General features: G+C 69.3%; 10 protein-coding genes. 5 read left to right on the top strand and 5 right to left on the bottom strand.

Annotated features, from left to right (window positions below):
* The coding region (locus tag Q0654_RS05610) for a hypothetical protein (RefSeq protein ID WP_298851381.1) at positions 1-593 on the top strand (593 nt) is incomplete at its 5' end.
* Between the two features lie 108 nt (positions 594-701).
* Here the strand turns inward: Q0654_RS05610 and Q0654_RS05605 are convergent.
* Both Q0654_RS05605 and Q0654_RS05600 read right to left on the bottom strand, forming a co-directional pair.
* Complete coding sequence (locus tag Q0654_RS05605) at positions 702-1,619, bottom strand: 5'-nucleotidase (protein WP_298851379.1); 918 nt, start codon at positions 1,617-1,619, stop codon at positions 702-704.
* 353 nt (positions 1,620-1,972) lie between these two features.
* Positions 1,973-2,353: a cupin domain-containing protein gene (locus Q0654_RS05600; RefSeq protein ID WP_298851377.1), complete on the bottom strand. Its 381-nt coding sequence runs from the start codon at positions 2,351-2,353 to the stop codon at positions 1,973-1,975.
* Between the two features lie 139 nt (positions 2,354-2,492).
* Here Q0654_RS05600 and Q0654_RS05595 point away from each other — a divergent pair, with 139 nt between their 5' ends.
* The 3 genes from Q0654_RS05595 to Q0654_RS05585 are packed head-to-tail and all read left to right on the top strand — an operon-like array spanning position 2,493 to position 4,779.
* Positions 2,493-2,744, top strand: coding sequence for a FeoA family protein (locus Q0654_RS05595; protein ID WP_298851374.1), 252 nt, complete (start codon positions 2,493-2,495; stop codon positions 2,742-2,744).
* Positions 2,741-4,588, top strand: a complete 1,848-nt coding sequence (locus Q0654_RS05590; RefSeq protein ID WP_298851372.1) for a ferrous iron transporter B — start codon at positions 2,741-2,743, stop codon at positions 4,586-4,588. Before Q0654_RS05595 ends, Q0654_RS05590 begins: the two co-directional genes overlap by 4 nt.
* Complete coding sequence (locus Q0654_RS05585; RefSeq protein ID WP_298851370.1) at positions 4,588-4,779, top strand: hypothetical protein; 192 nt, start codon at positions 4,588-4,590, stop codon at positions 4,777-4,779. Before Q0654_RS05590 ends, Q0654_RS05585 begins: the two co-directional genes overlap by 1 nt.
* A 470-nt stretch (positions 4,780-5,249) precedes the next feature.
* Here the strand turns inward: Q0654_RS05585 and Q0654_RS05580 are convergent, their stop codons facing one another.
* The 3 genes from Q0654_RS05580 to Q0654_RS05570 form a co-directional block, all read right to left on the bottom strand.
* Complete coding sequence (locus tag Q0654_RS05580; RefSeq protein WP_298851367.1) at positions 5,250-6,575, bottom strand: MFS transporter; 1,326 nt, start codon at positions 6,573-6,575, stop codon at positions 5,250-5,252.
* A gap of 75 nt (positions 6,576-6,650) precedes the next feature.
* A complete protein-coding gene (locus tag Q0654_RS05575) occupies positions 6,651-8,009 on the bottom strand; it encodes a hypothetical protein (RefSeq protein WP_298851364.1) in 1,359 nt (452 codons plus the stop codon).
* Positions 8,010-8,368: 359 nt separating this feature from the next.
* Positions 8,369-9,931, bottom strand: coding sequence for a wax ester/triacylglycerol synthase family O-acyltransferase (locus Q0654_RS05570; RefSeq protein WP_298851362.1), 1,563 nt, complete (start codon positions 9,929-9,931; stop codon positions 8,369-8,371).
* A gap of 135 nt (positions 9,932-10,066) precedes the next feature.
* On the opposite strand from Q0654_RS05570, the gene Q0654_RS05565 reads away from it, so the two are divergent.
* Entirely contained in the window at positions 10,067-11,671 is a 1,605-nt protein-coding gene (locus tag Q0654_RS05565) for an alkaline phosphatase D family protein (RefSeq protein WP_298851360.1), read from the top strand.

Below are 11,671 nucleotides of genomic sequence, written 5' to 3'. Positions count from 1 at the left end.
TGCCGCACTGTCCCGCGCCGACTCTGCTGGATCGCCCCAGCCGCAGACGCTGGCTGAGCGCCTTCGCGCTGACCGCACCCGCCGACGACGTGCACGCGGCCTTCGAACTGCTCGTGGCTCACAGCCGCGAGCGCGAAGCGCTGTGGCTTGCGATCTACCGCGATGACACCTGGGCGCTGTCCAAGCTCGATGTCGCCCTCGAAGGCAAGCACGCGACTCTGGCCGCCTTCGGCATCGAGCAGCTCACTGGCCTCGACCTCGAACGCGACCAGCTCTGGCAGCGGCCGGACACGAACCCTGCGCGACCCTTGTCCAAGCGCTCGCCGGCTGACGAAGCCGAGCATGCGGATGAGCGCCCCACGGAGGCGGCGCAGAAACACGAGCCCAAGGCGCATCTCGAAGACCAAGGCTTGCTCGAACCGCACGTCGAGAAGCTTCGCGCGGCTCTGCGCAATCCGTTGCGGCCTGCGGCCGAACCGCACCTCCAGGGCGAGAGCCTGCCGATGCGACTGCACGCAGCCTCGAAGGCAACGCTGCAAGGCGAGGCCGGCGCCCTGCACCGCGTGCGCGAGCCTCTGTTCAAGCTGCTCTGAAGCACCCCGACCGCGCCGTCGACACAAGCGGCGGAAGCACGCCCACCAACTCGGGCAAGCGGGCGGCCATGCGGCTGGCTTCCCGCGCGGCGGTCGGAAAGCGGTGCCTCACCCCGGCCGCCCCAGCACCCCGTGCGGTACATGGCCGGTCGCCACATGCTTGCGCGCCGACTCGACGTTGCTGTGGCTGTCGTCGAAGAAGATGTCGGCGCCAAAGGCCTCCAGGAACGGGCCCTTGTCGCGGCCGCCGAGGAACAGGGCCTCGTCAAGACGCACCCCCCAGTGGCGCAGGGTGAGGATGACGCGCTTGTGCGCGGGCGCCGAGCGCGCGGTCACCAGAGCCGTGCGGATCGGCGAGTGCTCCATCGGGAACGCGCTCTGGATGGCGTGAATCGCTGCCAGCACGCCGCGGAAAGGGCCGCCGGACAGCGGTTGCTCGGCCTGGTCGCGCTCGTTGGCGGCAAATGCCGCCAGGCCCTGCTCGGTGCTGATGCGCTCGCTCTCGTCGCCGAAGATCACGGCATCACCATCGAAGGCGATGCGCAGCTGCTCGGAGTCGCGCAGCGAGGCCTTGCTCGGCAGGATGGTGGCAGCCGCCACGCCGGCGTCGAGTGCGCGTGCGACGTCTTCGGCATGCGCCGACAGGAACAGGTGCGCGCCGAAGGGGCGGATGTAGGGGAAGGTCGGCGCGCCGTTGGTAAACGCCGCACGCACGATCTCCAGGCCATAGCGCTCGATCGAGTTGAAGATGCGCAGGCCGGTATCGGCCGAGTTACGGGAGAGCAGGATCACCTCGACCTGCGGCAGGCCGGGCTGCGCGTGCGCATTCAGGGACAGCAGCTTGCGCACCAGCGGAAACGCGATGCCCGGCTCCAGCGGTTCGTTCTCGCGCACGCGCTGGAACTCGGCGTAAGCGGCGAGACCCTCCTGCTCGAACAGGCTGTGGCTGTCCTCCAGATCGAACAGGGCGCGCGAGGAAATCGCGACCACGAAGCGGTCGTTGGAAGGCAGGGAGAGGTCGGTCATGGCGAAGGTGGCGTGCGCGGCTCGATGGCTCGCCGCAGTATCGCCCATGCGTAGGGCACGCATACGGTTCGGCGATCGCTTGGACGCTGACCATGGGCGTGCGTTGCCGGTAGGTGCGCTGGGCTCGCCGCCGGGAGCGCAGCCTGCCCGGAAGCGCTGTCAGAGGGAGGTCGAATGGCGCCCCGCGCGGCGCGCATCAAGACGATTTGCCATCAAGCCCTGCACAGACTGCCACGCTGGCTGGGTGCCCGCCTGCGCGGGCACGACGTTCATGGGTTGCCGCGGCCACGGGGATATACAGATGCGCGGCCTCGCGGGCATCAAGTGCTCAGCCTTGGAAGGGCTGGCCGGACTCATCCGGCCATCGCATCTTCCACGTCCTGATAGGCCTGCGCCTCGAAACGCGGCGTGCACATCGCGAGGAACACCAGCTCCTCCTCGCCGACACAGGCAATGCGCTGCGCACAGTCCGGGGGAATCACCACCACGGCGCCCGCACCGATCACAGCGGGCTCAAGCCCCTCGACCTCCACCCTGCCCCGCCCGGACAGGATCAGATAGCGCTCGGTGGTGCCCTGCAGGCGATGCCAGCGCGTGGTCTGGCCGGGCGCGACGCGGGCGCGGGCGACCGACAGCGCCGGATCATCGACACGGTTGTGCCATTCGAGGATGTGGCAGCCCTCGACGAACCAGTACTCCTCGGGCGGCTGCGGGTGGATGCGGGCTGCGGACATGGTGGCGATCTCGGAGCTTGGGCGGCGCAGCTTGGCATGCGAGCGCCTACGCTGACTGTGCATCGCCGGGTGCGGCGCGACCTGCTGACGCACAGCCCGCCCAGAACCTATAATGCGAACCATTCTCAGGAATGGCGCCATGCATCTCGACCAACTCAGCGCAGGCCAGACCGCGACGGTGCTGGCGGTGGACGACATTCCCGGCACCACGGACATCATCAGTCGACGCCTGCGCGAGCTGGGCTTCGTGCAGGGCGAGCCGGTGCGACTGCTGACCCGCGGCCCCTTCGGCGCCGAGCCACTGCTCATCCAGATCGGATACACCCGCTTCGCCCTGCGCCGCGCGGAAGCCGCGCGCGTACGCGTGCGGCTTGAGGCGGCTGACGCATGAGCGCCGCCACGCTGCAGCTCGCCCTGCTGGGCAATCCCAACTGCGGCAAGACTGCCCTGTTCAACCGCCTGACCGGCAGCCGGCAGAAGGTCGCGAACTACGCGGGCGTCACGGTCGAGCGCAAGGAAGGCCGCTTCAGCACGCCGGGCGGCCGCGAGGTGCGCGTGCTCGACCTGCCCGGCGCCTACAGCCTGGATGCGGCGAGCCTGGACGAGGCGATCACCCGCGAGGTCGTGCTGGGCCAGCGCAGCGATGTCGATGCCCCCGATCTGCTCGTCTGCGTGCTCGACGCCACCAACCTGCGCCTGCACCTGCGCTTCGCGCTGGAGATCCTTGCGCTCCGCCGGCCCACGCTCATCGTGCTGAACCAGATGGATGCAGCCCGGCGACGCGGCATCCGCATCGATCGCGAGGCGCTCGCCGCCGAGCTGGGCGTGCCGGTGCTGGAGACCGTTGCGGTCAAGCGTCACGGTGCGGCAGAGCTGCTGGCCGCCCTGGATGCGCCGCTGCCGACAGGCGCGTCGCGCGAGTCCGAGACCACGTCCGACCTGCACGCGCGTGTGCGCGATCTGCTCAAGCGCTGCGTGGAGATGCCCGAGCGCACCGCGCGCATCGACGACCAGCTCGACCGCGTGCTGCTGCACCCGGTCTACGGCCTGCTGATCCTGGCCGTGGTGATGTTCTGCATCTTCCAGGCGGTGTTCAGCTGGGCCTCGCCGTTCAGCGATGGCATCGATGCGGGTACTGCCTGGCTGGGCGAGACGGTCGCCGCGGCGCTACCGGAAGGACCGCTGGCCAGCCTGCTGGTCGACGGCATCATCGCCGGGCTGGGCGGCGTGGTGGTATTCCTTCCGCAGATCCTGATCCTGTTCGCCTTCATCCTTGCGCTGGAGGAATCCGGCTACCTGCCTCGCGCGGCCTTCCTGCTGGATCGCATGATGTCGGCAGCCGGGCTGTCGGGGCGCAGCTTCATCCCACTGCTGTCCAGCTTCGCCTGCGCCATCCCGGGCATCATGGCCACGCGCAGCATCAGCGACCCGCGCGACCGGCTGGCGACGATTCTCGTAGCCCCCCTGATGACTTGTTCGGCGCGTCTGCCGGTGTACGCGCTGCTGATCGCGGCCTTCGTGCCCAACGAGACCGTGGGCGGCCTGTTCAATCTGCAGGGCCTGGTGCTGTTTGGGCTGTACCTCGCCGGCATCCTCAGCGCGCTGGCCGTGGCCTGGCTGATGAAGCGCTTCAAGCGCGATCGGGGCGAGCACCCGCTGCTGCTGGAGCTCCCCAGCTATCGCCTGCCGCACCTGCGCGACCTGGCCATCGGCCTGTGGGAGCGCGGCATGATCTTCCTGAAGCGCGTCGGCGGGATCATCCTCGCCATGACCGTGCTGCTGTGGTTCCTGCTGAGCTTTCCGGCGCCGCCGGAAGGCGCCACGGGTGCGGCCATCGAGTACAGCCTGGCCGGTCGCATTGGCCATGCGCTGGCCTTCGTGTTCGCGCCGCTGGGCTTCGGCTGGCAGATCTGCATCGCGCTGATCCCGGGGCTTGCTGCACGCGAGGTGGCGGTGTCCTCGCTGGCCACGGTGTATGCGCTGTCGGCAGTCGACGACGAAGCCGCGGCGGCGGCGCTGGAGCCGCTGATCGCCAGCGACTGGTCGCTGGCGACGGCCCTGGCGCTGCTGGTCTGGTACATCTACGCGCCGATGTGCCTCGCGACGCTGGCGACCATCAAGCGCGAGACCAACTCTTGGAAGCAGATGGGCTTCGCCGCCTTCTACCTGTTCGCGCTGGCCTATGTGATGGCGCTGCTGACCTACCAGACCGCCGTGGCACTGGGAGCCGGCTGATGACCCTGCACTGGCAGTGGGCGCTGATTGCCTTGGCCTTGGGATTGAGCCTGTGGCGGCTGACGCGGCCGCTGCGGCAGCGCGTGCGCACGCGCTGTGCAAGCGCCGCCGAAGCAGTGAGCGCACCCTCCGCCTGCGGCGGCTGCACGGGCTGCGAGATCGGACGTCGCGGCGCGGGGGCGGCGAAGTAGCTCGGACAGCGCACGCCGCGTGGGCCCCCGCCAAGGAAGTCTCGCGATCGGCACCATTTGGCGTCGCTGGGCGCGCGCACGCGCGGCAGGTTTGAGCTCATGGTGGGCCAGGGCCCACCCTATGAAGTGCTGTGATCTGACGCTGGGCACCAGACCATTCGCGCTGTCGGCCCTGCCTGGCGCTGATCCCGATACCTACCCACGACGTCGTCATAGGGTGGGCCCTGGCCCACCATGAGCCGGACGCTCGCCTCGGTCAGGTGTTCCGAATCCGCGGGCGCCCGCGCGAATCCGGTAAGGAAACGGGCGCCGAGCGGCGCCTCGCTCGCAGGATCAGGGTTCCGCAAATGACGGCCGCGATGTGTCGCGCGTGCCCAACGCGCTTCGGGCCGAGCACGCATGCCTCCTCAAGCGCGATGACGCCCAATGATCGAAGCGAGGGTCGAGGCCATGGTGGGCCAGGGCCCACCCTATGCGAGGCCGCGCGCTGCGCGTCCGCGCTCGATGTCGATGCTGGCCAGGATCGCCAGGCCGGCGATGAAGAACAGGGCCGTGCACAGCATGGCCGTGCGGTGGTCGCCGTCGGTGATCCAGCTGACCGCGCCGTAGGACAGCGGCCCGAGGATGCTGGCGAGCTTCACCGCCAAGCCCCAGAGGCCGAAGATCTCGGCCTCGCGCGATGGCGGACACAGCACGCCGACCAGCGCGCGGCCGACGCTTTGCGAGGCGCCCATGCACAGGCCCGCCACGTTCGCAGCGGCCCAGACCACGGCGCGCGACTCCGAAAACCAGAACAGGCCGATCGCCAGCAGCCAGCCCAGCAGCGACAGCGCCAGCAGCGGCTTGTGGCCGACGCGGTCCTGCAGCCAGCCGAACAGGAAAGCACCGGCGGCGGCGGTGATGTTCACGACCAGGATCAGCTGGATACTTTCGGCGGTGGTGAAGCCCAGGGCCTGGGTGGTGAAGATCGCGGCGATCGCGATCACCGTCGCCACGCCGGCCTGGTAGAACACGATGCAGGCCAGCAGCCGGCGCAGGTCGGTCAGCCCGGCGCTGCCCAGCAGCGATTCGCGCACGCGCGAGAAGGCCGTTGCCAGCAGCGCGCCGCCCGGCGGCAGTGGCTGCGGTCGCGCGCGCTCGCGCAGCAGCAGCAGGGTCGGCAGCGCGGCCAGCGCAAATGCGAGGGCGGTGAACAGCATCGACTGCTGCACGGCGGTGACGGTATCGGAGCCGCGCGCCTCCGCGCCGGTGATCCACCACAGGCAGACCGCGAGGATCGCCAGCCCGCCCAGATAGCCCACCGCCCAGCCGTAGCCGGACAGGCGGCCCATCGCTTCCTCGCGCGCCAGCTCGGGCAGGAAGGCGGCGATCACGTTCTCGCCGGTGCCGTAGGCGGTGTTGGTCAGAACGATCAGCACCAGCGCCAGCACGACGCTGCCGGGACCGGTCCACGCCAGTGCAGCGGTGCCCAGCACGCAGAGGCCGGTCGTCCACCACAGCAGCGAGCGCTTGCCGGCACGCAGGTCGGCCCAGGCACCCAGTACCGGCGCGCTCAACAGGATCAGCGCGTAGGACAGCGACAGCGCCGCCGTCCAGGCGAAGGTCGCCCAGTCCGCATTGCCGGCCACGGTCGCCACGAAGTAGGCGCTGAACACCGCCGTGATCACCACCGTGGTGTAACCGGAATTCGCGAAGTCGAACATCATCCAGGCCCACAGCTCGCGCCGCCGCACGGCCGGCGTGGGCGGCGTGTGCAAGCGGCGGATGCGCAGGGGCTCGGGGGCGGGGGCGTGCATGGGCGGGCCGGGTCCGGATGCAGAGCGCTTTATGCCTGAAGCCAGTGCTGGCGTCTGCAGTGGATCGACTCCCGCTCAGCCCTCGAAGCCATTGGCGAACAGGAAGCCATCGGTCGGACGCTCGTAGGCGCCGATGTCCATCGCGCCGGCGATCGGTCTGGCGGGCGCCGCTGCCTGCACTGCGGCGGACGGATGGAAGGCCGGCGGGAACAGCGGCGCGCTGATCTCGTAGCCATTCGAGGTCATCGCTGCGCCCGCAGCATCCAGCAGCGGCGAGCCCGGCGCGGGGCGGAAGTCGTTGCCGGCGGCATTGACGAAGCCGGGGTCCGAGCCGGTCAGGCTGTCGACCCAGCCGGGCGGCACGAAGGTGGAGCCGGCGTCGAACCAGTTGCGGCTGCCGCGGATGCGCGAGACGCCGCCGACCCACACCGCCTCGACCTCGCGGATGATGCGGAAAGCCGACGTCCCCTCGCGCAGGAACACGTTGTTGTGCATCTCCACCGCCTCGATGCCGTCGAACAGGCGGAACAGGGTGGGCGTGTCGTTGCTGCCGCCGCGGCGGATGACCGTGTTGTTGACGAAGCGGTAGCGGCCGTTGCTGGCGCCGGTGCCATCGCCGCCGAAACGGAAGATCGCCCCGAACGCGCCGTCATGCACGACCACATTGCCGACGATGTCGGAGTCTTCGCGCGCCGCATTCGCCGGCACGCCGCCAGCCGGGTCAGGGCCGATCAGCTCCAGCGCGTGGAACCACGCGCCCTCCAGCCAGTTGTAGTGGATCTCGTTGCGCTCGGCGCGGCTCTTGATCAGATTGCCACCCTCGCCCGAGTCGCCGAAGCGGCTGTCGCGCACCACGCTGTGGCGCAGGCGGAACACGCTGCCCGGATAGCGCAGCTCGTCGGTCGCCATGTAGATGGCGTGGTTGAACTGGTTGGAGCCGGCGTTGCGGATCTCGCTGAACTCGATGGTCAGAGAACCGGAATCGTTGTCGGCGCCGAGGATGCCGTGGCGCGGGCAGTCACGCACCAGCACGTCGCGGATCAGCACGTCGTGGCTGTGGTGATAGATGCAGCGGAAGGTGTTGTCGGCCACCGAGCCGACCACCTCGAAGCCTTCGAACACCACGTGGTTGGCGAGCCGGAATTCGATGGTGTTGGTGCCGCCCTGCAGGATCGGCCGCTGGCCGTTGACCCGGAGGCCGCGCAGCGTCACCGGATTGCCGGGCGCGCCGCCGTCGGCTTCGCGCAGGATGATGTTGCCGCTGTAGGTCACGCCGCCATCCACTTCGACGAGATCGCCGGGCTGCAGGTCGACGGCATCGAACAGCGGCTGAAGCTGGGTCCAGGTGCGGCCGGGGCCGACCTGATAGGTGGCGGCGTGAGTGCTGGCGCAGGCGAGCAGAAGCAGGGGCAGGCAGCGGATGGCCAACGACATGGGGGCGTCCTCACGGAATGTCGAGTCGCGCAGTGTCGCGCGCCGAACACGCATATTCCAGAACGTTCGTCTGCCGCGGACAGAGAAGACGGCGCTGCATGGTGTGGGCCCTGGCCCACCAAGGCATCGACGTTGCCGCAGCTCGGGTACGCACGCGAGGTGCCAGGCCCAAGCACATCATGACCGCGGCGAGGGCGTGACCATGTCATAGGGTGGGCCCTGGCCCACCGGGACGTCGACGTTGCCGCGGCGTGGGTACGCGTGCGAGGTGTCGGGCCTAAGGGCATCGTGACCGAAGCGAGCACGTGGCTCATGGTGGGCCAGGGCCCACCCTATGCATGGACTTCCCGCGAACTCGCTCAGGCGCCCGGGAGCTTCTTCCTGCGGCGCGGCGTCTTGCTGGCCTTGGCAGGCGCCGCACGGGTGAAGCTCTCGGGCGACTGCAGGCAGCGGCGCAGGGTGTCTTCGGCGTCCTCGGGACGGATCGGTGCGGTCCAGTCTTCGAGCAGGGTCGCGAGCAGCATCTTTTCGAACTCCGGCGCGAAGCGGTCGATGACCTCCTGCGGTCGGGCGATGCACTTGGCGTCGCTGATCAGGCCGAAGTGCACGCGGTCGTTGTAGCTGAGGATGCTGATGCCGACACCGATGCTGCCGGTCTGCGGCACCCAGAACATCATGTCGCAAACTTCCGCGCCCGCCATGTACAGCGGCATCTGCGGCCCCGGCACATTGGTCGCCACCGCCGTGCCTTTCTTGCTGAACAGCTCCAGCGCAAGCTTCTGCACCGCCGGCGGTGCCATGCCGAGTGCAGCCAGCACGCCGAAGGTCATGATCGCCTGCCGCGAGGACTTGATCTCGCGCATGTTGTCGGCGACATGCTGCAGCCGGCGCAGCGGGTTCGACTCGTGGATCGGCAGGTCGAGGAAGACCAGGCCGAAGTGGTTGCCGAGCTTCTTGGCGTGCTCCAGCGGCCGCAGGTTCACCGGCACGGTGGCGCGGATGCCGCAGCCGTTCGGATCGAAGCCACTCTCCAGCAGATAGGCGCGCAGCGCGCCGGCGACGGCCGCCAGCAGCACGTCGTTGACGGTGCAGCCCAGCGCACGAGCGATGGTCTTGACCTCCTGCAGCGGCAGCGGCTCGGCCCAGGCGCAGCGCTTGCTCACGCCGAGCCCGGCCTTGAGCGGCGTCTCGGGGTCATCGGGCAGCATCAGCACATGGCCGAGCTCGCGGGCGATCTCACCGCCCTCCTTGGCCAGCACCGCGGCGAGGCCCGGATCGCGGTACATCTCCAGGCTCTTCTCCATCACCTTGCCGCCCATTTTCATGGCGCGGTCGAACTGCTGGAAGGCGGGATCAAAGAAACGCTTGGTGACCTTGTGACCGTCGTCCTTCAGCCAGGCGCGCGGCAGGTCGGCGCCAGGCTTTGGCTCGCGGCTGACGTCGGTCAGCGACAGCAGCACCTGCACCAGGGCGATGCCGTCGGCATAGCAGTGATGGATACGCGAGATCAGCGCACTGCCGCTGCCGTAGGTCTCGACCAGATGGAACTGCCAGAGCGGCTTGGAATGATCGAGCGCGGTCGATGCCAGCTGGCTGACCAGATTCTCCAGCGCGGCCTTGTCGGCGCGACCCGGCAGGGCCGTCAGGCGCACATGCCAGTCGAGGTCGAAGTCGGCATCGTCTTCCCAGTGCGCACCGGTCGCGGTGTCGACGGCCTTCTGGCGGAAGCGCGGAAAGGCGAGGAAGCGCTCGCCGATCAGCTTCTTCAGCGCGGCGAGCTCCAGGCGCTCGGAGAACATGAGCACGCCGGTGATCATCATCAGATTGGTCGGCCGCTCCATGCGCAGCCAGGCGGTGTCGACCTTCGACATGGCCTCGCGCTTGGGCGTACCGCGCGCTGTCTTCGCAGCTGTGTTCGGCATCTGCCTCTCCCTTCCCGTTGGGCGATGGTGCAGATCGCCCATGCGAGCGTCAATGCAAACCGCAGCGCTGACGCTATCCCCCGTCATCGGCCTTTGGCAGGCTAGGCTGATCGCTCGCCGCCCCGACTGCCCGCCATGCCACACTCGAACCGCTCCGCCCGTCTCGACGCCCTGCTCCGGTCCGGCCGCCTCAGCCGTCGCGAACTCCTCTCGGCCGCGGCCGGGCTGGGCCTGCTCGGTCTGTTCGGGCCGGGTGCGACGCGCGCCCAGCAGGCGCCGCGCTTCGTTGCCGATCCATTCCAGCTCGGTGTCGCGTCGGGCTATCCCACGCCCGACGGCTTCAGCCTGTGGACGCGACTGGCGCCGGCGCCGCTGCAGGCCGACGGCGGCATCGAGCGCGACGCATTGATCGCGGTGCAGTGGCAGGTCGCCGAGGACGAGGCCTTCGGCAAGGTGGTGGCCGAAGGCCGCGTGCGCGCCGTGCATGAGCTGGCCTACAGCGTGCACGTCGACGTCACCGGGCTGCGCCCGGATCGGGCCTACTTCTACCGCTTCATCGCCGGTCATGCCGTCAGCCGCAGCGGGCGCACGCGCACCGCACCGGCCCTGGATGCGATGCCGCGGACGCTGAGGTTCGCGTTCTCGTCCTGCCAGCACTTCGAGCAGGGCCATTTCAACGGCTACGCCGAGCTGCTGCGCGATGCGCCGGATCTGATGGTGTTTCTCGGCGACTACATCTACGAGAACAGCTGGGGCGACGATCTCGTGCGCCGGCACATGGGCGGCGAACCCTACACGCTGGACGAGTACCGCGTGCGCCATGCCCAGTACAAGACCGACCCCGATCTGCAGGACGCCCACGCCGCCCTGCCCTGGCTGTTGACCTGGGACGACCACGAGGTCGACAACGACCCCGCCGCCGACGAGAGCGAGCATGCCGACCCGCGCTTCCTGCTGCGCCGCGCCGCCGCCTACCAGGCCTACTACGAGCACATGCCGCTGCCGCGCCGGATGCGTCCGCGCCTCGACGGCTCGATGCCCATCCACACGCGCGTCGACTACGGCCGGCTGGCGCGCTTCTTCGTGCTCGATGACCGCCAGTACCGCAGCGCCATGGCCTGCCCGGATCCGTTCAAGCGCGGCGGCTCGGTCACGCTCGATGCAGCGGACTGTGCGGCGCTGGACGATCCGCAGCGGACGATGCTGGGCCGCGAGCAGGAGGCATGGCTGCTCCGCGAGCTTGAATCTTCCGACACACGCTGGAACCTGATCGCCCAGCAGACCCTGCTGACGCCGATGGACAACCAGGCCGGTACCGGGCGCACCGTCTGGACGGACGGCTGGGACGGCTATCCGCGCAGCCAGCGCGCCCTGATCGAGGCGCTGGCGCGGCCGGGCCTGTCGAATCCGCTGGTGATCGGCGGCGATCTCCACGCCAATGTGGTTGCCAACGTGCAGGCCGATCCCTGGGGCGATGCACGCACTGTCGCGGCGGAGGTCTGCGGCACCTCGATGTCCGCGCAGGGCTGGCCACAGTCCAGCTACGAGCCGCTGCGCGCGGACAACCCGCAGCTGCTGCATCTGAACAGCGACGAGCGCGGCTATGCGCTGGTCGAAATCGGCCGCCACGCCGAAGTGCGTCTGCGCTCACCGGAGACGGTGAAGCAGCGCGCCAGCGCGGTGCGCACCGTCGGTCACTACGTGGTCGAGGACGGCGCACGCGGCATCCGGCGGGCTTGA

Source organism: uncultured Aquimonas sp. (assembly GCF_937888285.1).
GTDB lineage: Bacteria > Pseudomonadota > Gammaproteobacteria > Xanthomonadales > Xanthomonadaceae > Aquimonas.
The sequence above is the reverse complement of the archived record's forward strand: the minus strand, read 5'-3'. Positions and strand labels throughout refer to the sequence as shown.